Origin of the sequence: Candidatus Enterococcus wittei (genome assembly GCF_002140175.1) — a bacterium.
In the GTDB taxonomy this organism is placed as follows: domain Bacteria; phylum Bacillota; class Bacilli; order Lactobacillales; family Enterococcaceae; genus Enterococcus_B; species Enterococcus_B wittei.
The window spans coordinates 131,574-152,285 of sequence record NZ_NGMO01000004.1 but is presented as its reverse complement, the minus strand read 5'-3'; the positions used below and the strand labels follow the sequence as shown (position 1 = coordinate 152,285).

Genomic DNA, 20,712 nt, shown 5'->3' with positions numbered 1-20,712 from the left:
GGAAGAGCACATGATTGCTGACAACTTGCACAAGATCAAGCAAGACATTCAGGATTCGTGTGCTCTTGTTCATCGTGAACCGAAAGAAGTAACCCTCGTAGCTGTGACTAAATCTGTCGGAGTAGCTCAAACCAAAGAATTGATTGATGCTGGAGTGGCTCATTGTGCAGAAAATCGTGTCGATAAATTATTGGAAAAGAAACAAAAATTACTTAATTATTCAGAAACAAAGTGGCATTTAATTGGTAATTTGCAACGCAGAAAGGTAAAATTGATTGTAAATGAAATTGATTACTTTCATGCGTTGGACAGTTTGACTTTAGCAGAAGAAATCCAAAAAAGATTAGTAAAGCAATTGGCTTGTTTTGTTGAAGTGAATGTCTCAGGGGAAGCCACTAAACATGGTATTTCACCTGATGAGGTTCTACCATTCTTAGAATCTTTAGCAGCTTATTCAAAGATAAAAGTCGTAGGACTAATGACGATGGCTCCTAAAGAAGCTTCTGCCGAACAAATTCGTAACGTGTTTGGAACGCTGAGAGAATTGCGTGATCTTGTTCAATCAAGACATTATACACATGCACCATGTACAGAGTTAAGCATGGGGATGAGCCAAGATTTTCAACTTGCAATTGAAGAAGGAGCTACATTTATCCGTGTAGGAACAGCGCTATTCAAAGATGAGGAGGAAGAATAATGCCGCTTTTAAACAGAGGAGCAATTGCTAATTTTTTCGGATTAGCGGATGAGGAAGAGTACGAATACGAAGAATATCCTGAAACACAAAAAAAAGTAGCGATACAACCAAATAAAAATCAGTATCAACAAAACCATGCTGCGACTGGTACGCAGTCTCGAGAGAAACAACCAAGTCCGACAACGAAAACGCGTCCGGCTGTTCGAGAAAATGTACCGACGAATGAAACGAAAAAAGTTATCGAATTACATCAATCTTCGACGAAAAATGTTCAAAAAGAACAAAGAACTGCCAGACCAACTTCCCAACCTAAAACGGGATTAGCAGGGAAAATCACAGTGATGGAGCCACGTGCGTATTCTGAGGCGATGACCATTGCGAAAAGAATTATTGCAGGAGAAGCAACATTAGTGAATTTTCGATTAGTTGAAGAAAAACAAGCAAGACGTATCGTTGATTTTTTGACTGGTACCGTTTATGCTTTAGATGGAGACATCAAACGTGTAGGGGACGAGATTTTCCTTTGTACACCGAATGGAATGGAAATCGATAGTTCAACGGCTCAGTCTTTCGCAGATATGAATATGTTTGATCTGTAAGAGGAGGAAAGATTATTTATATTCTTTTTATGTTACTTCAATTAGTTGGGCGAGTAGCCTATTTTTACAGTATTTTACTGATGGTATATGCCCTTTTATCATGGTTTCCGGGAGGTTATCAATCTGGAATCGGACGTTTTTTAGCAAAGATATGTGAACCTTACATTCGTTTATTTGAACGTCTCCCATTAAGATTTGGTGGCATAGATTTTACGATTTTAGCTTCAATTTTAGTATTGAACCTTGCAGTGCAGGGGCTAGAGCGTATCATCGTCTGGATCATCCTATCAGTATATTAGGCAGATAACAGATAGATACAGGAGGGGGAAAAAGTGGATACAAATGTGTATCAGCATTTTCGCGTAGAGGAGCGTTCTTTTATCGACTCTGTTGGTGATTGGATCGACCAAGTTCAGGGACAGTATGCACCATATCTGACAGAATTTCTTGATCCAAGGCAATGCTATATTCTAGAAACGTTAGTTCGTCAAAATAGCGAACTGCGTTTTCAGTTTTATGGTGGGTATGAGCAAGCAGAACGTACGCGCTGTCTGATTTTCCCTGATTACTATCAACCTGTCGATGAAGACTTCGCACTTTCTTTATATGAAATCCATTATCCAAGCAAATTTGCCAGTTTGAGTCATGGGAAGATTTTAGGAACACTTGTAGGAACAGGAATCAAACGTGCATACTTTGGGGATATCATCTCAGACGGCGAAAAATGGCAAGTGTTCATTGCAAATGAAGTGGATCACTTTGTTGCCACACAAGTAACCAAAATTGGTAAAGTTGCTGTACGCTTAGAGCCAATCAATTACACAGAAATGGTCATGCCAAAAGATAGTTGGACACAAGAAAGAGGCACTGTTACTTCTCTTCGTCTAGATAGTGTGATATCAGAGATTTATCATATTTCTAGACAGCGCTCGAAACAATTGATCGAGTCAGGTAAAGTGAAAGTGAATTGGACAGAAAACACGAAACCCGATTTTCTACTTGAGTTATTAGATATTGTTTCTATCAGAGGATATGGTAGAATACAGATTCAAGAGCTTGAGGGGAAAACAAAAAAGGAAAAATGTAGGGTATTGTTTGGTGTATTACGTAAATAAAACAAAAAGGTGGTTTACTCATGGCTTTAACTCCATTAGATATCCAAAATAAAACATTCCCAACAAAAATGCGGGGATATAATCAAGACGAAGTAGATGATTTCTTAGACCTAGTAGTCCGTGATTATGAAGAATTAACACAAAGAAATCGCGAATTAGAAAAAGCAGTGAAACATTCAGAAGAAAAACTAGAATATTTCAATGAGTTAAAAGATGCATTGAATCAATCAATCATCGTGGCTCAAGACACAGCAGATAAAGTGAAAACAAGTGCAAGTAAAGAGTCAGAAGTCATCGTGACATCTGCTCAAAACAAAGCAGATGAAATGGTAGCAAATGCTGAAAAACGTGCACATCAATTAACAGTAGATGCAGAAGAAAGAGCACGCAAGATTTTAACAGATGCGACAGAAAAAGCACGTCAACTAGCAACTGAAACAGAAGACTTGAAGAAGAAAACAAGAGTCTTCCATCAACGTATAAGCTTGATGTTAGAATCACAACTTGAACAAGTAAAAAGTCCTGAATGGGATGAAATTTTACAACCATTTTCAAGCTATGTAACTGATAGCCATGAAGTAATCAAGGAAGTTTTGGCAAAACAGCTTGACAATGAATTTGAAACTGATGTAAACTCTGAAACAGGAGTATTTGAGTCTCCAGTGACTGCTTTTGATACACAAGCGATCGATATTTCAATCGTTCCTGGAGAACATGAAGAAGAGTAGAACAGAAAAGCATTTTGACATTCTTTTAGCGAGCCGATGACAGTGAGAGATCGGTAAGACCCTGCAAAGTGAAAGATCCTCTACTTATACTATTTCTGAATTAGCAGTAAGTAATAGCGGCTGACCTCGTTATTGGTCTTCGAGAGTTACAATTGTAACTAAATTTGGGTGGTACCACGGCATGTTCGTCCCTAGGGAGGAACATGCTTTTTTTTGTTCTGTAAATCAATGATAAGGAGTGTTTTTATGAAAATGAAAGAAACCTTACAATTAGGAAAAACAAAGTTTCCTATGCGTGGGAATTTGCCAAATCGTGAAGGCGATTGGCAAAAAGAATGGGAAGAAAATCAAGTTTACCAAAAAAGACAAGAATTGAATGAAGGGAAACCTAGCTTTATTCTTCACGATGGACCTCCTTACGCCAATGGAAACATTCATTTAGGACATTCTTTGAATAAAATCAGTAAGGATATCATCATTCGTTCAAAATCAATGTCAGGCTTTCGTTCTCCTTACGTTCCTGGCTGGGATACACACGGCTTGCCCATCGAACAAGTACTAGCTAACAAAGGCATTAAAAGAAAAGAAATGTCAAAAGCTGAGTATTTAGAAAAATGTCGGGAATATGCTCTTTCTCAAGTAGACAAACAACGTGAAGATTTTAAACGTTTAGGTGTGGCTGGAGACTGGGATCATCCATATGTGACTTTAGATCCTTCTTATGAAGCAGCACAAATACGCGTATTTGGTAAAATGGCTGAAAAAGGGTACATTTATAAAGGATTAAAACCAATCTATTGGTCTCCATCAAGTGAATCTTCTTTAGCTGAAGCAGAAATTGAGTACAAAGATGTGAAATCACCATCTATCTATGTTGCTTTTAATGTGAAAGATGGCAAAGGTATTTTAGAAGAAGATACTGCTTTTGTGATTTGGACAACTACACCATGGACATTGCCAGCAAACCAAGGTATCGCAGTAAATCCAACGTTTGTATATGTGCTATTAGAAGCCGATGGTCGCAAATTTGTTGTCGCTAAAGATCTAGTAGAAACTGTCCAACAAGCGATTGGTTGGGAAGAAGTAACGATCTTAAAAGAATTTGCTGGTCAAAAAATGGAATATATGACTGCGAGTCATCCGTTTTATGATCGTGAATCTTTAGTGATTCTTGGCGATTATGTAACGTTAGATGCAGGTACAGGACTAGTCCACACAGCGCCGGGTCATGGGGAAGACGACTACATTGCTGGAAATCGTTACAAATTACCAGTTGTATCACCGGTAGATTCCAAAGGGATTTTCACCGCAGAAGCCCCTGGATTTGAAGGTGTATTTTATGATAAAGCGAATCCGATGATTACTGATTTATTAAAAGAAAAACAAGCATTACTAAAACTTGATTTCTTTACTCACAGTTATCCGCATGACTGGCGGACGAAAAAACCAGTGATTTATCGAGCAACTCCGCAATGGTTTGCTTCGATTGATGACTTCCGTCAAAACATTCTTTATGAAGTTGAAAAAGTAGATTGGGTAATCCCTTGGGGAAAAACTCGTCTTTATAACATGATTCGCGACCGTGGAGATTGGGTCATCTCTCGTCAACGTGCTTGGGGCGTCCCACTACCGATTTTTTATGCAGAAAATGGAGAAGCAATCATCACACCTGAAATCATCGAGCATGTAGCAACACTATTTGCTGAACATGGTTCGATCATTTGGTTTGAAAAAGAAGCCAAAGAATTATTACCAGAAGGATTTACTCATCCAGGATCACCAAATGGTGAATTTACAAAAGAAACAGATATCATGGACGTATGGTTTGATTCAGGTTCTTCTCATGAAGCTGTTTTACGTCAACGACCAGAACTATCATTCCCAGCAGATATGTACTTGGAAGGTTCTGATCAATATCGTGGTTGGTTCAACTCAAGTATTACTACGAGTGTTGCAATCAATGGTGTTGCTCCTTATAAATCTGTGATTTCACAAGGCTTTACTTTAGATGGTGAAGGACGAAAAATGAGTAAATCACTAGGGAATACAATTCTTCCAGATAAAGTAATCAAACAATTTGGTGCTGACATTCTTCGCCTTTGGGTCTCAAGCGTGGATTATGAAGCAGATGTCCGTGTTTCCATGGATATTTTAGGTCAAGTAGCAGAAGTTTACCGTAAAATCAGAAATACAATGCGTTTCCTATTAGCAAATACTGATGATTTTGATCCTAAAAAAGATACGGTAGCTTATGAGGACTTACGTTCTGTAGATAAATACATGACCGTTCGTTTGAATCAAGTGATCAAAGAAATTCGCGAAGAGGGTTATGACAAGTATAACTTTATGCATATTTATCGTACAGTTATGAATTTCTTGACCGTAGATTTATCCGCATTTTATTTAGATTTTGCCAAAGATGTGGTATATATCGAGGCTGAAAATGATCATCAACGCCGTTGTATGCAAACAGTGTTCTATCAAACAGCAGTGGCATTGACAAAATTATTGACACCGATCATTCCTCATACAGCGGAAGAAATCTGGTCATTCTTAAAAGAAGACGAAGAGTACGTCCAATTGAGTGAATTACCTGGATACGTCGAATTTGCTAACCAAGAGGAACTATTAGATACATGGACTGCGTTCATGGAATTCCGTGACAAAGTATTAAAAGCATTGGAAGAAGCTAGAAACAGTAAATTGATCGGTAAATCGTTAGAAGCAAAATTAACGATTTATCCAAATCAACAAGTTCGTCAATTATTAATTGCTGTCGATGCAGATATTCCACAACTATTGATCATCTCTCCGGATTACTTTGAAGTGATGTCTGAGCATGCAGAAGTACCAGAATCTGCTGTAGTATTTGATGATGTAGCGATCTTAGTTGAAAAAGCAGATGGAGAAACTTGTGATCGTTGTCGACAAATCCGTAAAGATGTTGGAGAAAATGAAAAATTACCACAATTATGTGGACGTTGTGCAGACTTGGTAGAAGAATATTATCCAGAAGCAGTAGCTGAAGGATTCGAAGAGAAGTAAACAGCAAGGACTAAAATGAATAAAAAGACTAGTAGATAGAATTCACTGGTCTTTAGATTATACAAAAAGGTGCTGGAAATTAATCCAGCACCTTTCTTCCATTTTCTTACTATTCTAGCTTCCCACGTTCTCTATACCAGTGGTCAGGTTGCCAGATCCATTCAAAACCGTCTTTTTCTAAAAGATCAAAGGCAGCTTGAGGTCCCATTGATCCCGCTTTGTAATTAGGGAAATCTGGTTGTTCTTGATCCCAGACTTGACGGATGACATCCACGATATGCCAAGACTGAGCTACTTCTTCCCAGTGAGAAAAGTTGGTTCCATCGCCGTTCAAGGCATCTAAGAGTAATTTTTCATAGGCTTCAGGGCTATTTTCAACCATTTCCGCGCTATGTCGATATTCTAATTTTATTGGGCCTGTTGAAAATCCTTGTCCGATTTCTTTACCGTTCAATGTAAAGGAGAAGCCTTCAGTCGGTTGGATATAAATCGTCAAGACATTAGGTGGCAAGGTAGGGTCAGTACATGGCTCGTCAATGTCGGTCCGAAATACATTAACAGGTACTTGTTTGAAGACAACGTTGATACGTGTCCCTTTTTCTGTTAGTCGTTTTCCTGTACGCACGTAAAATGGTACACCAGACCAACGGAAGTTATCGATAATGAATTTTCCAGCAACAAAGGTTTCGGTCGTGGAGGCTGGATCCACCTTATCTTCTTCTCGATAGCCTTTAAATTGTTGACCATCTAAATCTCCGGCAGCATATTGTCCGCGAACGAAATTTTCTAATACTTCCTCTTTTTCAAAAATCCGAATGGCTTTTAATGCTTTGATTTTTTCTGAGCGAATCTCTTTTTCAGAAAAAGCAACAGGTGGTTCCATAGCAAGTAATGCCAGAACTTGTAGAATATGGTTTTGGACCATATCTTTCAATGCCCCACTATGATCATAGTAGCCACCACGATCTTCCACACCTAAGCTTTCGCCAAAGGTTATTTGGATATTATCGATATACCGATTATTCCATTGGGATTCAAAAACATTATTTGCAAAACGGATAGCAGAGATATTTTGAATCATTTCCTTTCCTAAATAATGATCGATTCTAAAAATCGCTTCTTCAGGAAATACTTGGCGGATTTTTTCATTTAATTCAAAGGCAGATTGATAATCTGAACCAAACGGTTTTTCAATGATCAAACGATTAAAACCAGTTTCTGTCACAATTTGTTGAGATTTTAAATGAGCAACGATCGTGCCGAAAAACTGTGGAGCCATTGCCAGATAATAAACACGATTTCCTTCCAGTTGATATTGTTCATCTAAACGATCAGCTAGTTCTTTCAGTGTTTGATAATGAGAAGAATCATTTACATCGTGAGATTGATAATAAAAATGACTAGCAAAACGTTCTGCTTCTTCATCCGATGGATTCAAAGAACGAATAGTGTCTTTGACGACTGTCCGATAATGTTCATCACTCCATGGTCTACGTGCCGTTCCGATCACAGCAAAATGTTCTCCTAGATTTCCTTTTTTATACAAACGAAATAAAGAGGGGTACAATTTACGTTGGGCTAAATCACCGGTACCGCCAAATATAGTAAATAATACTTTTTTTTCATTGCTCATGCTAGTTTACTCCTTTATAGTTTGTCGACAAAAATGGTACTGGCGGCTTTGAAGCTGACAGGTATTTTTTTCGTTTCATTTTGGATCGTAATAGGGCCTTCGTATGCTGCAACATCAATAATTTCATATTCTTCATCAATGTTTAAGTCAATGGTTACTAAATAATCCAGTAATTCTTTTTCATCAAGAACTCGAGCAATGCGGATCTTTGAACCAACTGGATAAGATTCAAGTGTTTGTCGTCGTTCTTCGTGAACGACTTGCTCTTTTTTGGGGATGATCCCTCCATGCGGGCAATGCGCTGGGTGCTTCAAGTATTTTTCTAAACGATCCGCAAGTTCTTCTGAGGTAACATGTTCAAGAACTTCTGCATCATCATGGACTTCATTCCACCTATAATCTAAATGTTCTACTAAAAAAACTTCCCATAATCGGTGTTTGCGAATTAAGCTACTTGCTTTTTGTAAGCCGCTTTCAGTCAACTGCACACCTTGATAAGGAGAATGTTCTACAAGTTTTTCTTTAACGAGTTTAGAAATCATTTCACTGACGGAAGCAGGAGACACCGTAAGGCTAGAAACGATTTGTTTATTATTTACTTTAACTGTGTCACCGCCTAGTTCCAGAATGATTTTTAAGTAATCTTCTCGATTTGGTGTCATATTCGATCATCCTTTCATGGTAAGAAACCATTATTAGTAAGTGTAACAAAAAAAACACAAATTGACTATTTTATAAGGAAAAAAACAGAGAAAGAAGGGTGTTTTTTTGTGACAATCGATGAACATAAACAGATTGAATGGAAATTAGTCTGTTAGAAAAATGTAAAGTGGTGGACATCTTTTTGGATATTGCTGATCATCTAAAGAACTGCCACTATATTTTTTTATAGACTCGAGGATAAGAGGATAAGATGAAGACTAACTATTGTTCAATATCAAGATAAATTTTGAAATTATCAGAAGCAAGTTTTCAAAATCTATCTTGAGGTCGAAGAGCAGAGGGATGATTTACCGTTATTTGTATAAAAGGTAAGTGGTATCGGCTGATTCATCATAAAAGGTCATTTCTTTGGATGAGACTATCAGGTAAAAACCATATTGATCACGTACAATCAATTTTTCAGGAGTCGCTTCAACTAACATTGTCTCTAAAGACTGTTGATCAAGAGAAAAATCGTAGGCATTAGTGATTGTTAACGTATGTTTTTTCTGCATGTCGTCAGTAAAGAACCATGTGCCAAAATAGTTCGCCAGTTGTCTATTAGTTGCTTCTTTTTTCTTGTGCTGGAGAACTTTATTACCTGCGAGTGTAGCTATGAAGGCAAACAGGACATAGATAATTTTTTTTCTCATTCGATCACTCCTTAAAGGTTAGATTGTTACAAAGATGAATACTGGATCATAAAAGATCGTACTTCAAGAGTATTTTTTCCTTTTTTCAGTTCCTTCTTTGGGCATCGTTTCTTGAATTCTTTTTTGATGCTAGAATACTAGGGGCACACATCTTTACTTATAGTTTACTAAAGAAAGTTAAAAAATTCTCTAAGACTTTCGACTGGTTTTTTGAGCGCTTTTGGTCAAATTATGGTAGGATACTTAATAGAAAGACAGGTGACAAATATTGAATTACCCTCAGGTAGAAATTGCCTTTTTTATTGATCGACCCAATCGTTTTATTGCCCATTGCCTAAATCAAAAAGGCGAGGTCATCACGACACATGTTAAAAACACTGGTAGAGGAAAAGAAGTCTTTATTCCAGGTGCCGAAGTTGCGGTCGCTTATGTACCAGGAACTAAGCGCAAAACGTTGTATGACTTGATAGCAGTAAAAAAGAAAGACCAATGGATCAATATCGATAGTCAATTACCTAATAAACTCGCAATGGAGGGCATCTTAGATGGAACGATCCAATTGCCAACATTGCGTGGTGAAATCGTTACTTATAAGCGGGAAGTGACCTACCGACAGTCAAAATTCGATATTTATATAGAGACATCATCTAATCAAAAAATATTTGTGGAAGTAAAAGGAATGACCTTAGAAAATAATGGGGTGGGGGCATTTCCGGATGCGCCAACAATTCGTGGTCTTAAACATGTAAAGGAATTAGTAGAGGCTCATCAAGAAGGATATGAAACTTACCTTTTGTTTATTGCACAATTTGAACATCTACAGGTAGCCACGATCCACGAAGAAATGCACCCCGACCTAGCATACGGTATCCATTTTGCTCAACAACAGGGTGTGGAAGTGCTAGTATATAATTGTCAGGTGACAAAAGATCAAGTGAACGTAAAACAATCGATTCCATTTGATCTTACGATTCCTTTTGAAGATCCTAATTTATAGAAAGAAGGCAAAGTATATGATCCATTTAGGTATAATTGGCACAAACTGGATTACCCATCAATTTGTGCAAGCCGCGTTAGGCACTCATCAATATGTATTGACGGCTGTCTATTCACGACATTTAGAAAAGGCACAAGAGTTTAGTTCAAAATATGAAGGAGATATTGAATTAGCAACTGATTTAACCGTCTTTTTCGATCTTCAACATATGGATACCGTTTATATTGCTTCACCAAATAGTTTACATTATCAACATGCTAAACAAGCCATTTTAGCAGGAAAAAATGTCATTGTTGAAAAACCAGCATTTAGCACGCCAAAAGAAATGGATGAAATCATCCATTTAGCCAATCAAAAACGAGTTTTCTTTTTTGAAGCAGCTAGAAATATCCATGAAGCTGGGTTTAAAAAAGTTGCTGATTACTTACCATTGAAAAATGAAATCTTAGGGGCTAATTTTAGTTATATGAAATATTCTTCCCGCTATGACCAAGTGTTAGATGGAGAAGAACCAAACATTTTTTCTACCCATTTTTCTGGTGGTGCAATGATGGATCTAGGGGTGTATTTAGTGTATGCAGCACTTGCGTGGTTTGGCATGCCTAAGGAAGTGCATTATTTCCCAAGAAAGATCTCAACAGGTGTTGATGGTCTAGGATGGGGAATCTTGCGTTATGATTCCTTTGATGTATCGATCCAACCTGGGAAAATCGGGGACTCATACTTGCCTTCAGAGATTTACTTTGATTCAGGTACGCTTGTTATGAATGGTGTAAATGCGATCGAACAAGCGGAGTTTCATGATCGGAATCACAAAGAAATTATTGATTTAACCATTACACCTTCAGAAAATCCAATGTCAGAAGAGGCTGAGGATTTTGCGGATATCATCAATCATCCTACTGATCCTGTTCGAGGCTTGCTTTACGAAGAATGGACGGAGCTTGCCCGAAATGTGAATCAAGTGGTTTATGATATGAGAAGAAGCGGTGGTATAGAATTTGATGCGGATAAAGAGGAAAAAGTTTAATGAATGAATTTGTACAGAAATTGCCAACTAATTGGCAGAAAAAATGGGAAAGTAAAGGATTTACTACCCCATCTTTGATTCAAAAAGAAGTATTTGATGAATTAAAAAATAAAGAAAGCTTGATTGGCGTATCTCCGACAGGCTCTGGAAAAACATTGGCTTATCTTTTGCCACTACTATTGAATGTTTCTCCAAAAGAAGCAACTGCTTTGTTGATTCTCGCTTCTTCCCAAGAATTAGCGATCCAAGTCGCAGAGGTTACACGAGAATGGGCGAAAGAACTTGATCTTAAAGTCCAATCAGTTGTTGGTGGAGCCAATGTCAAACGTCAAGTAGAAGGTTTAAAGACTAAGCCGGAAATTTTAGTAGGTACACCAGGGCGAGTCTTAGAATTGATGAAAGCTAAAAAAATAAAAGCACATCAAATTAAAACTGTGGTATTCGATGAAGCGGATCAACTTTTTGATGAGGGAAATCGACCGTTTATTGACCAGATTTTACGCCAAGCACCAACTAATTATCAGTTGGCTTTCTTTTCAGCTACGGCAGATCGGTCAATTGACCAGATCGAAAAAATGACCAATCGTGTGTTAAAAGTAATCGATGTCACAAAAGAAGATGATTCTAGAAAAGGCCAGAATCACTATTATATTCGTGTACCTGCTCGAAAAAATGATGATTATTTAAGAAGACTAGCCCATGTTGAAGGGTTTCAAGGACTAGTCTTCTTTAATCAACTCAGTGAATTAGGTGCTATGGAAGAAAAAATGCTATACCGTGGAATTGCTGTTGCCAGCTTGGCTTCAGATCAAAATAAGTTGTTGCGAAAAGCTGCCTTGGATCAATTCAAAGAGAAAAAAATCAATGTCTTATTGACGACTGATGTAGCTGCCAGAGGACTAGATATCGCTGAACTACCTTACGTGGTAAATATAGATGTGCCTTTGACTGAAGAAGCATATCTTCACCGTTCTGGAAGAACAGGGAGAATGGGAAGTAAAGGGAGCGTTATTACTTTCGTTCACGAGCATACACTGAGAGACTTAAAAAGAATGGTACGAAATGCGGATATAGAACTGGAAGAAAGCTTCCTTTATGGCGGACGTTTGCAAAAAGAAGCACCAGAAAAAGAAAAATCATTACCAGAGTCGAAAAAAACTACTCTTGTTTCTTCACCGAAGAAAGAACGAATCCAAGAAAAAGCTAAACCTGTTCGTACGAAGAAGCGTAAAAACAAACAAAAAAAAGATAAAAATAAAGGAGCAAGGCGCAAATAAGCGCCTTTTTGTGTTATTATATTGAAAACGGAAACAGTGTGTGTTGTAGCTAAAGGAGAGGTTGTATGAACGAAAGACAGGAAAAAATCTTGGAGTTACTGACGGACTATCCACAAGGAATGACAGCCAGTGATGTGGCAAAACACTTAGAGATTGACCGAAGTAATGCAAGCCGTTATCTAAGTGATTTGTATAAAGCACATTATATTATCAAAGGTGCGGGAAGACCTGTAGTGTATTCATTACCTCCCAAAAAAACAGCTGCTGATAAAGTCCACGTGGATTCCTCAACACAAGTAACTTTTGAAACGTTGGTAGGAGAAAACGAATCATTAAAAGTAAGCATCCAGCAAGCAAAAGCAGCAATCTTGTATCCACCAAGAGGGTTACATACGATCATTTTCGGAGAAACTGGTACGGGGAAATCAATGTTTGCCGAATGTATGTATCATTTTGCGATCGATTCTGAGATGCTTTCTTCAGATGCTCCATTTGTCTCGTTCAATTGTGCAGACTATGCTCAAAACCCTCAGTTATTATTTGGACATATTTTTGGGATTAAAAAGGGAGCATATACAGGCGCTTCCCATGATAGCCAAGGATTGATTGCTAAAGCTGATGGAGGGATTTTATTCCTTGATGAAATCCATCGCTTACCACCAGAAGGGCAAGAGATGCTATTTACGTTTATTGATAAAGGTGTTTATCGTCCTTTAGGGGAAAGCGCCCAGGTTCATGAAGCTTCTGTACAAATCATTGGTGCGACCACAGAGTCTTCTGAAAGTTTTTTGACTACTTTTAACCGTAGAATTCCTATGGCAATCACTTTGCCAAATCTTGCTTCTCGCTCTTTAGATGAACGTTATGAAATTATCTCTTTATTTATCAAGCAAGAAGCCAATCGGTTGAACCAGAGGATCGATATCGAAAAAGAAGCGATTTTAGCCTTTATGCTTTATGATGCAGAAGGAAATATTGGACAAGTCAAACGAGATCTGAAATTGGTTTGCGCAAAGTCCTTCTTGCATTATCGAACACATCAAGAAGAAAAACTGGTGATACGTAAGGAAGAATTGTCGTTGCAAGTTCAAAAAGGACTATTAAAAATCAAGGAAGTTCCTGAACGATTAGATCGATTTATGGATAGTAAAAGTCAATACCTTACTTTTGAACCAGGATTTGCGGATGTTGTGTGGTCACGTGATCCAGAAAGAAATATGCAAGTGTATAATGATATCGAAGAAAAAGTGATGTCATTGTCTGAGACGGGGGTCAAAAATATCGATCTAGAAGCACTTATCTCAAAAGATGTAGATGCTTATTTTCAAACCTATGTCACAGAGTTAGCAAAAAGTCCGATACCTAAAGATCTGTTACCAGAAGATATTTGGCGCCTGACAAATGAACTATATGATGTTGCTGAGAAAAGATTAGATAGAATTTATAATGAGAAAGCACGCTTTGCGTTTGCACTGCATCTACAAAGCACCTTAGATCGTGTGAGAGAAGGTCATATGATCGTGCATCCAGATCTAAATAATATACGCAAGAAATTCAAAAAAGAATTTCAAGTAGCCATTGATTTATCCACCATTATCGAAGATGCACAGCAAGTAGAAATCCCTTTTGATGAGATTGGCTTTATCAGTATGTTTCTTTCAATCAATTTAGGGGAAAGTGAGCCAGTAAAAGAGAACAAAGTAGATGTTTTAGTGCTCATGCACGGTAAACAAACTGCCTCTAGCATGCTTGAGATGGCTCAAGAACTCTTAGGTACTAAGCTTGGAAAAGCATTCAATATGCCTTTAGCAATGGAAGTACAGGTCATGTATGAGGAGGTTCTTGCTTATGTGCAAAGACGACAAGCCAATTTGACGAATGGATTGATTCTCTTGACAGATATGGGATCTTTGAATACATTTGGTGATTTGATTTTTGAAGAAACAGGTATTCGAACAAAAGCCATTAGCATGAGTAGTACCATGATTGTGATCGAAGCAATTCGAATGGCGAATGTTGGTCGTAGTTTAGAAGATATCTATCAGAGTATTCAATTGTCCTTTGAATCGATCGTCAAAGATCAATTTAAAATCGAACAGCAAGAAACTGTTGAGCGTAAGAAGGCAGTAATTGTCACATGTTTTACTGGTGAAGGGGTAGCAGCAAAGTTGTATCAACGAATACTACCAGTGATTAATCAAGAAAAAGTGGAAGTCATTCAAATGCAATTTCTAGAAAGAGAATCTTTTAAGCGGCATATAGACACACTACTTGAAGAATACGAAATCAAGGCTATTGCTGGGACTGTTGATGTGGATTATCAAAATATCCCATTTTTCTCTGCCTATGATGTATTTGATGATGAAAAATTAAACATATTGAAACGGATTGCAGATGATGATATCCCAACTGCAAAAATCGTAGAATCTTTAAAAGATTCTCTAAATGCGATTTCTTCTGTTGATCGCCTGATTCGCACTTTACAACGTATGGTACAACAGATCCAAACAGATCTCTCGATTATTGTAGAGCCAGGAGTAGATATTGGAATTGTGATTCATATCGCTTTTTTGATTGATGGATTGATCAAGCATGAAAAGTCTCGTACTTTTGATAATCTTTCCATTTTTTCTAAGACGTATCGATTGGAAATGGATATTGTTCGTACGAATTTAATGAGTTTAGAACGAAAATATGGTGTCAAAATATCGGAACATGAGATTGCTTTCCTGACACAGATGTTTATGGAAAATAAAATTAAAAAATAGCGCACACTAATTCGTGTTTTTACACAGTGATTATCAGTGTGCGCACTATAAACAAGAGCTAAGTGTCGTGAAAACGCTATTTTAGCTCTTGTTTTCTTGGCATAGTTCTTGCGTTATATTTATGTGTAAAACCAAATTAAAAGGAGTGGACAAAATGGAGAAAAAAACGATTATGTTAGTATGTTCTGCAGGGATGAGTACAAGTTTATTAGTAACTAAAATGCAAAAAGCAGCAGAAGAAAAAGGTATGGAAGCAGATATTTTTGCGGTATCGGCCTCTGATGCAGACAACAATTTAGAATCTAAAAATGTTGATGTCCTTTTACTAGGCCCACAAGTTCGTTTTATGAAAGCTCAATTTGAACAAAAACTAGCGCCAAAAGGAATTCCATTAGATGTGATCAACATGCAAGACTATGGAATGATGAACGGTGCAAAAGTACTCGAGCAAGCTGAAAAATTAATGAAATAAATCATTGGTAAGTTGGAGGTAGAAACGTGGAAGACCAACAGAATTTAGAAGCCATCATGGGTTTGATCATGTATGGTGGAAATGCAAAAAGCGATGCAATAGAAGCGATTGCATCTGCGAAAAAAGGTGACTTTGATCTAGCAGAGCAAAAGATTTATGATGCCGAAGCCTCGCTAGTGCAAGCACATCATTCTCAAACTCAGATGTTGACTCAAGAAGCGCAAGGCAACCATATGCAAATTACGTTACTGACCGTGCACAGTCAAGACCATCTCATGACGTCCATTGCATTTACGGATCTTGCTAAGGAAATCATTGACTTATACCGAAGAACTTATGTTGAGTAAGAAAAAACTTCTTTTTTGAACGGGAGAAGAAAAAAATTTTTTGAACGGATTTTTTTAATTTGATATAAGGAGAGATTCTTTATATAAACAACTTATAGGAGGAAGTAAAAAATGAACGGATTGACACTTTGGATGGAGAAATATATCCTTCCAGTTGCCGCAAAAATTGGTGCGCAGAAGCATTTAGTTGCATTGCGTGACGCTTTTATCGGCACATTACCCGCGACAATGGCTGGATCAGTAGCTGTAATGATCAATGCAATTATTCGAGATTTACCACAGCAATTTATTAGCACGTATGCTGACAGTTTGGCAGCAGATAAAGGAATTTTTGCCGTATTAAATGTTATTATTGGAATCAATGGTTTTGTGTGGAATGGGACGTTAGCGATTGCTGGACTGATTTTTGCTTTTTCATGGGGCTATAACTTGGCACGTGCTTATGGTGTCAATGACTTAGCTGGAGGAATCGTTGGGTTAGCCACACTTATTCAAGGAATTGCTTTTGGACCGTCACTATCAGCTGCATTAAATGTCAATGTGCCACAAAATGTAGTGGATGCCATCAATGGTACAGAACTTGGCGCGACAATTACAGATGGTACTTTGTCTGTGGGGTTATGGGGTTGGTTGAAACTGGACCATCTAAATGGTAACGCTTATTTTACAGTAATGATCATGGGCGCGATTTCTGTTATCATCTTCTGTAAACTAATGTTAGCGAATATAACGATTAAAATGCCTGATTCAGTACCACCTGCAGTATCAAAAGCATTTGCAGCTATTTTACCAGCGACTATTGCTTTATATATCATTGCTATCATTAATTATGTTGTTGGTCGCGTAGCAAATGGTCAATTGATCATTGACTTGGTACAAAAATATATTGCAGAACCTTTCTTAGGGTTATCACAAGGTCTTGGAGCAGTGTTGATCGTCACAGTTTTCGTGCAAATTTTCTGGTTCTTCGGGATTCATGGTCCAAACGTATTGGCACCAGTTTTAGAAGGAATTTGGGGACAAGCACAATTAATCAATATTGACATCTTCCAAAAAGGATATAACGGTAAAACTGGTACACCTGCTGTATTAGATGCGATTGAAGATGGAAAAGCTTACATGTGGGTTCGTGGATCATTTGATGCCTTTGCGTGGTTTGGCGGATCTGGTGGAACTATCGTCTTATTGATTGCGATCTTACTATTGTCCAAACGAGCAGACTACTTAACAGTAGCAAAACTATCAGTTGGGCCTGGTATCTTCAATATTAATGAACCAGTAATGTTTGGTTTGCCGATCGTATTAAATGCGATCATGTTTATTCCGTTCTTAGTAGCACCAGTTGTAGCGACAGCTATCGGCTGGTTGGCAACTTACTTCGGATTAGTAGCACCAGTTTCCCAACAGGTCACATGGGTCGTACCGCCATTTTTACTTTCATTCCTTGCAACCGGAGCTGACTGGCGTGCACCAATCGTGACACTTGTTTGTATGGTAGTAACGTTCTTCATCTGGGCACCATTCGTTATGGCTGCCAATAAAATGGATCCTGCAGCTGGAGAAACACACTCATAATTTTAAGTAAGGAAGGGGCTGTGGCATGACGATCGTCAAATCCCAGCCTCTTTATTTCACAAGACTTCTTTGAAAATAAAAAAATTAATAGACAAATAATTAAGAAAAGGGGATAAAAGATGATTTCAATTGCAAGTGCGATGCAGCAAGATGCGATTAAAGAAGTATTAGAAGGATATAATGAAGAAGGTGTAACATTCACTTTTAAGGAAAAACAAGGAATTAAATTATTCTTTGAAACAACGGCAGAAGATAAAGAGGCAGCCGCTAAAACAGCAAAAGAGTTGATTAAAGCACAACCTTGGGGAACTGTACTGTATTTTCAAGCAACAGCTGTCTGAGAAATGGGTTATAAATAGAATAGGATGATCGAAATGATGAAAAATGGCTTATTTTTATGCAGTATCGGTTCTTTGATCGTATTATATAGTTTGAATCCTGGAACACAACAATATGATGTATATAGTATGGTCACAGGATTGTTCTTAGCAGGATTAGGAATTTATTTCTTTTTAAAAGGTAAGAAAAAAGAAGAAACAAAGGAGAAAAACAACTAATGGAGATTGTAAAGAGATTAAATATCCCAGCATCGTTTTTCTATGATAAAGTAATGGACTCTGTGCTTTTCGACGTGCGGAAAGCGACTGGTAAATCTGTGACACGTAAACAACTAAAAAATCTTGAATACATTAAACAGTTTTCGCAAAATAATCGTGCCCGTATCAAAATCGAGGAAGTCATTGAAAATCAATCTTATAAATTCCGAACTTCTACAACAAAAAATGATTTTGTTGTTCATTATCAAATCAAGCCGATTGATGAAAAGACATGTGAAGTTCACTATACGGAAGAGATGGAATCACATGGTATGATCCAAAAACTAAATGATATGTTGTTAGGCACGATGTTGATGTTTTTCAAAAAACGTCGTTTCAAGAAGATGCTCGTAATGATTGAGGAGTCTTATTGATTTTATGCTGCTGACTGAGTAGAAACGCATGAGGGCAAATGATGGATGAAGAAAATCAAAGAGGTTGTAATGATGTATACAACTTTCGAGGAATAAGCCGAATAATCTGAAAATAGTTCTTCCTATTTTCGAGATTTTTCGGCTTATTTTTTGAAGAAGTTCTTAAATAGGATGGCGATAGCAGATTGCTTTTCGTAATAAGTGGAAATGTTGAGAATGGAATTCCGTATATTCTTATTTTTGAGGAAATATCCACAAGCTGATAGTAAAACATAATCCATTCCCCTTTAGAGAAATAGAAGAATGACTACCAATATTTAATAAAATGGCTTTATTAGTTTGTGTTACGATTCAAGAAACTTGTTGAGTGAGTCAACTAAAGAGAAGTATATAGAGTGTTTATTTCTAAAGCCAACTACTATCAAAAGGAATAGAGAAATAGTACAATTGGTATAGATATTTATGGAAAGAGGTAAAGAGATGACGAATGCTGTAAAAGAATTGCAAGAAGCCTATATTGACGAAATGTTTGCTTTAGCTACTTATGCATTTAATGCACAAGATACTACAGAAAGAAGAGAACGGTTTCAATTGCTTGCTGAAAATTCATGGAACTATGGGTTCTTTGATCAGGAAGATCAATTAACGAGTCAAGTGATGGCTACACCATTTCCCGTTCGATTTCATGGGCAAACCTATTTAATGGCTGGGATTGGCTATGTAGCTTCTTACCCAGAAGCAAGAGGGCAAGGCGGCATCAACCGTATTATGGAAAAAATCCTTGAAGATTGTCGGTCAAGGAACGTCACATTATCTTATTTAGCTCCGTTTTCTTACCCTTTTTATCGTCGTTATGGATACGAACAATTATTCGATCGGATGACCTATCAATTAGCAAGTAGAGATATACCGACTGTCAAAAAAACAAGTGGTGAGATGAAACGTGTTACTTTTGAAGAAGCAAAAGGGGCGATAAAAGAGATTTATGAAACTATGCCAGAAAATAATCGTGGTGGATTAGATCGAAAGGAATGGTGGTACACTTATAAATTCAATAAGCGCAAAGAAAATCATTATGCACTTTATTATGATGAAAAGAAAAAAATAACTGGATATCTTGTCTATCAATTAGCTGCTCCGACTTTTGTGATCGTCGAAATGGGGTATTTGAATCATGAAGCATTACAAGGTTTGATGCGATTTGTCAGCTCCCATAGTGGTGCATTTGATTCATTTGAGTATGCTACCGGTTTTACTGGAACAAGTAAAAATTATTTATTGGAGAATCCTTTTGCAAAAACAAAGCTCAGCCCTTATATGATGGGCAGAATCGTAGATATTGAGAAATTTTTAGAAAATTATCCTTGTCAGAAAAAAGAAATGAAGTTCGCATTATGTGTAACTGAAGATTCCTATGCAAAATGGAATGAAGGGGTTTTTGAAGTTTACATTGAGGATAAGGAGATCAATGTAAAGAAAGTCGAACGAACTACTTTGCCAACAATCAGTGGAACTATTCAAAGCATGACTCAACTATTACTAGGATATCAGACTCTTGAAGAGTTAGCTTTTCATGAGAAAATCCAAATTTCAAAAGAAAAGATTGCTGAACTCAGTCAATTTTTCCCGAGTCAACAACCAGTTTTGAATGATTATTTCTAAGTGTGATGAACGATTTCTTCTAAAGTGAGTCTAACGTTCCTGACTGGAATCGAACCAGCGACCTATCGCTTAGGAGGCGATTGCTCTATCCTACTGAGCTACAGGAACCTCTCGATACTGCTATTGTAGCTTTTTTGAATTCTTCTTGCAAGTTTATTTTAGATCCAGGTAGCGAATGTTTTATAAGCAAAACGTTACCATTAAGCATTTATAAGATGATAGAATAAAGATGTGGGAAAAGAGGAGGTTGTTTGTTATGAGTGAAGAACCAAAAGAAAAAGTTTATGCAAAACGAGTAAATGAAGATAAAAAAGAACGAGAAGAAATTACCAAAGAAGCGATTAAGGAATATGAGGAAGCTAAACCTGAAAAAAAAGAAAGTCGCAAATTTAAGTTTACTAAAAAAGAAGATTTGCTATAATTTCTTTATCTTGGTCAAGCA

General features: G+C 37.3%; 21 protein-coding genes and 1 tRNA gene. 18 read left to right on the top strand and 4 right to left on the bottom strand.

Going from position 1 to position 20,712, the window contains the following annotated elements; all coding sequences use genetic code 11:
- The first annotated feature begins 10 nt into the window (after window positions 1-10).
- The 6 genes from A5844_RS11815 (at window position 11) to ileS (ending at window position 6,184) form a co-directional block, all read left to right on the top strand.
- On the top strand, window positions 11-697 hold the full coding sequence (locus A5844_RS11815; RefSeq protein WP_086285387.1) for a YggS family pyridoxal phosphate-dependent enzyme: 687 nt from the start codon (window positions 11-13) through the stop codon (window positions 695-697).
- Window positions 697-1,296, top strand: a complete 600-nt coding sequence (locus A5844_RS11810) for a cell division protein SepF (protein WP_086285386.1) — start codon at window positions 697-699, stop codon at window positions 1,294-1,296. Before A5844_RS11815 ends, A5844_RS11810 begins: the two co-directional genes overlap by 1 nt.
- 29 nt (window positions 1,297-1,325) lie before the next feature.
- Complete coding sequence (locus A5844_RS11805; RefSeq protein WP_086285385.1) at window positions 1,326-1,595, top strand: YggT family protein; 270 nt, start codon at window positions 1,326-1,328, stop codon at window positions 1,593-1,595.
- Between the two features lie 33 nt (window positions 1,596-1,628).
- Window positions 1,629-2,411: a YlmH family RNA-binding protein gene (locus tag A5844_RS11800; RefSeq protein ID WP_086285384.1), complete on the top strand. Its 783-nt coding sequence runs from the start codon at window positions 1,629-1,631 to the stop codon at window positions 2,409-2,411.
- 20 nt (window positions 2,412-2,431) lie between these two features.
- Window positions 2,432-3,139 carry a DivIVA domain-containing protein gene (locus A5844_RS11795; RefSeq protein ID WP_086285383.1) on the top strand — a complete coding sequence of 236 codons (708 nt, stop codon included), beginning with the start codon at window positions 2,432-2,434 and terminating at the stop codon, window positions 3,137-3,139.
- A gap of 246 nt (window positions 3,140-3,385) precedes the next feature.
- On the top strand, window positions 3,386-6,184 hold the full coding sequence (gene ileS / locus A5844_RS11790; protein ID WP_086285382.1) for an isoleucine--tRNA ligase: 2,799 nt from the start codon (window positions 3,386-3,388) through the stop codon (window positions 6,182-6,184).
- A gap of 109 nt (window positions 6,185-6,293) precedes the next feature.
- On the opposite strand, the gene zwf is transcribed toward ileS, so the two are convergent.
- The 3 genes from zwf to A5844_RS11775 all read right to left on the bottom strand — a co-directional run bounded on the left by zwf (window position 6,294) and on the right by A5844_RS11775 (window position 9,172).
- Entirely contained in the window at window positions 6,294-7,817 is a 1,524-nt protein-coding gene (zwf, locus tag A5844_RS11785; RefSeq protein ID WP_086285381.1) for a glucose-6-phosphate dehydrogenase, read from the bottom strand.
- 14 nt (window positions 7,818-7,831) lie between these two features.
- Entirely contained in the window at window positions 7,832-8,479 is a 648-nt protein-coding gene (efaR, locus tag A5844_RS11780; protein WP_086285380.1) for a transcriptional regulator EfaR, read from the bottom strand.
- 354 nt (window positions 8,480-8,833) lie between these two features.
- A complete protein-coding gene (locus tag A5844_RS11775) occupies window positions 8,834-9,172 on the bottom strand; it encodes a DUF4828 domain-containing protein (RefSeq protein WP_086285379.1) in 339 nt (112 codons plus the stop codon).
- A gap of 268 nt (window positions 9,173-9,440) precedes the next feature.
- On the opposite strand from A5844_RS11775, the gene sfsA reads away from it, so the two are divergent.
- The 11 genes from sfsA to A5844_RS11720 all read left to right on the top strand — a co-directional run bounded on the left by sfsA (window position 9,441) and on the right by A5844_RS11720 (window position 20,270).
- On the top strand, window positions 9,441-10,169 hold the full coding sequence (gene sfsA, locus A5844_RS11770) for a DNA/RNA nuclease SfsA (protein WP_086285378.1): 729 nt from the start codon (window positions 9,441-9,443) through the stop codon (window positions 10,167-10,169).
- Window positions 10,170-10,185: 16 nt separating this feature from the next.
- Window positions 10,186-11,199, top strand: a complete 1,014-nt coding sequence (locus A5844_RS11765; RefSeq protein WP_086285377.1) for a Gfo/Idh/MocA family protein — start codon at window positions 10,186-10,188, stop codon at window positions 11,197-11,199.
- Window positions 11,199-12,476, top strand: coding sequence for a DEAD/DEAH box helicase (locus tag A5844_RS11760; RefSeq protein WP_086285376.1), 1,278 nt, complete (start codon window positions 11,199-11,201; stop codon window positions 12,474-12,476). Before A5844_RS11765 ends, A5844_RS11760 begins: the two co-directional genes overlap by 1 nt.
- Window positions 12,477-12,541: 65 nt before the next feature.
- Window positions 12,542-15,244, top strand: coding sequence for a sigma-54-dependent transcriptional regulator (locus tag A5844_RS11755; protein ID WP_086285375.1), 2,703 nt, complete (start codon window positions 12,542-12,544; stop codon window positions 15,242-15,244).
- Window positions 15,245-15,398: 154 nt separating this feature from the next.
- Complete coding sequence (locus A5844_RS11750; protein ID WP_010735963.1) at window positions 15,399-15,716, top strand: PTS sugar transporter subunit IIB; 318 nt, start codon at window positions 15,399-15,401, stop codon at window positions 15,714-15,716.
- Between the two features lie 26 nt (window positions 15,717-15,742).
- Window positions 15,743-16,063, top strand: a complete 321-nt coding sequence (locus A5844_RS11745) for a PTS lactose/cellobiose transporter subunit IIA (RefSeq protein WP_086285374.1) — start codon at window positions 15,743-15,745, stop codon at window positions 16,061-16,063.
- Between the two features lie 111 nt (window positions 16,064-16,174).
- Entirely contained in the window at window positions 16,175-17,638 is a 1,464-nt protein-coding gene (locus A5844_RS11740) for a PTS sugar transporter subunit IIC (protein WP_086285373.1), read from the top strand.
- A gap of 119 nt (window positions 17,639-17,757) precedes the next feature.
- Complete coding sequence (locus A5844_RS11735) at window positions 17,758-17,979, top strand: hypothetical protein (RefSeq protein ID WP_086285372.1); 222 nt, start codon at window positions 17,758-17,760, stop codon at window positions 17,977-17,979.
- A 33-nt stretch (window positions 17,980-18,012) separates the two neighbouring features.
- Window positions 18,013-18,195: a DUF3188 domain-containing protein gene (locus A5844_RS11730; RefSeq protein WP_086285371.1), complete on the top strand. Its 183-nt coding sequence runs from the start codon at window positions 18,013-18,015 to the stop codon at window positions 18,193-18,195.
- On the top strand, window positions 18,195-18,608 hold the full coding sequence (locus A5844_RS11725) for a DUF3284 domain-containing protein (RefSeq protein WP_086285370.1): 414 nt from the start codon (window positions 18,195-18,197) through the stop codon (window positions 18,606-18,608). The genes A5844_RS11730 and A5844_RS11725 overlap by 1 nt, the downstream gene beginning before the upstream one ends.
- Window positions 18,609-19,088: 480 nt before the next feature.
- On the top strand, window positions 19,089-20,270 hold the full coding sequence (locus tag A5844_RS11720; protein ID WP_086285369.1) for a GNAT family N-acetyltransferase: 1,182 nt from the start codon (window positions 19,089-19,091) through the stop codon (window positions 20,268-20,270).
- Window positions 20,271-20,304: 34 nt separating this feature from the next.
- Here the strand turns inward: A5844_RS11720 and A5844_RS11715 are convergent.
- Window positions 20,305-20,378: transfer RNA gene (locus A5844_RS11715), tRNA-Arg, on the bottom strand.
- Between the two features lie 148 nt (window positions 20,379-20,526).
- Between A5844_RS11715 and A5844_RS14340 the strand changes: the two genes are divergently transcribed.
- The gene (locus tag A5844_RS14340) at window positions 20,527-20,691 is read left to right on the top strand and encodes a hypothetical protein (protein ID WP_164498416.1); all 165 of its coding nucleotides are present in this window, start codon (window positions 20,527-20,529) and stop codon (window positions 20,689-20,691) included.
- Window positions 20,692-20,712: the final 21 nt, after the last annotated feature.

Bases quoted from the DNA above. Each gene is read 5' to 3' on its own strand.
- A5844_RS11815 (WP_086285387.1), top strand. From the start codon at position 11: ATGATTGCTGACAACTTGCACAAGATCAAGCAAGACATTCAGGATTCG.
- A5844_RS11810 (WP_086285386.1), top strand. From the start codon at position 697: ATGCCGCTTTTAAACAGAGGAGCAATTGCTAATTTTTTCGGATTAGCG.
- A5844_RS11805 (WP_086285385.1), top strand. From the start codon at position 1,326: ATGTTACTTCAATTAGTTGGGCGAGTAGCCTATTTTTACAGTATTTTA.
- A5844_RS11795 (WP_086285383.1), top strand. From the start codon at position 2,432: ATGGCTTTAACTCCATTAGATATCCAAAATAAAACATTCCCAACAAAA.
- ileS (WP_086285382.1), top strand. From the start codon at position 3,386: ATGAAAATGAAAGAAACCTTACAATTAGGAAAAACAAAGTTTCCTATG.
- zwf (WP_086285381.1), bottom strand. From the start codon at position 7,817: ATGAGCAATGAAAAAAAAGTATTATTTACTATATTTGGCGGTACCGGT.
- efaR (WP_086285380.1), bottom strand. From the start codon at position 8,479: ATGACACCAAATCGAGAAGATTACTTAAAAATCATTCTGGAACTAGGC.
- A5844_RS11775 (WP_086285379.1), bottom strand. From the start codon at position 9,172: ATGAGAAAAAAAATTATCTATGTCCTGTTTGCCTTCATAGCTACACTC.
- A5844_RS11765 (WP_086285377.1), top strand. From the start codon at position 10,186: ATGATCCATTTAGGTATAATTGGCACAAACTGGATTACCCATCAATTT.
- A5844_RS11760 (WP_086285376.1), top strand. From the start codon at position 11,199: ATGAATGAATTTGTACAGAAATTGCCAACTAATTGGCAGAAAAAATGG.
- A5844_RS11755 (WP_086285375.1), top strand. From the start codon at position 12,542: ATGAACGAAAGACAGGAAAAAATCTTGGAGTTACTGACGGACTATCCA.
- A5844_RS11750 (WP_010735963.1), top strand. From the start codon at position 15,399: ATGGAGAAAAAAACGATTATGTTAGTATGTTCTGCAGGGATGAGTACA.
- A5844_RS11740 (WP_086285373.1), top strand. From the start codon at position 16,175: ATGAACGGATTGACACTTTGGATGGAGAAATATATCCTTCCAGTTGCC.
- A5844_RS11735 (WP_086285372.1), top strand. From the start codon at position 17,758: ATGATTTCAATTGCAAGTGCGATGCAGCAAGATGCGATTAAAGAAGTA.
- A5844_RS11730 (WP_086285371.1), top strand. From the start codon at position 18,013: ATGATGAAAAATGGCTTATTTTTATGCAGTATCGGTTCTTTGATCGTA.
- A5844_RS11725 (WP_086285370.1), top strand. From the start codon at position 18,195: ATGGAGATTGTAAAGAGATTAAATATCCCAGCATCGTTTTTCTATGAT.
- A5844_RS11720 (WP_086285369.1), top strand. From the start codon at position 19,089: ATGACGAATGCTGTAAAAGAATTGCAAGAAGCCTATATTGACGAAATG.
- A5844_RS14340 (WP_164498416.1), top strand. From the start codon at position 20,527: ATGAGTGAAGAACCAAAAGAAAAAGTTTATGCAAAACGAGTAAATGAA.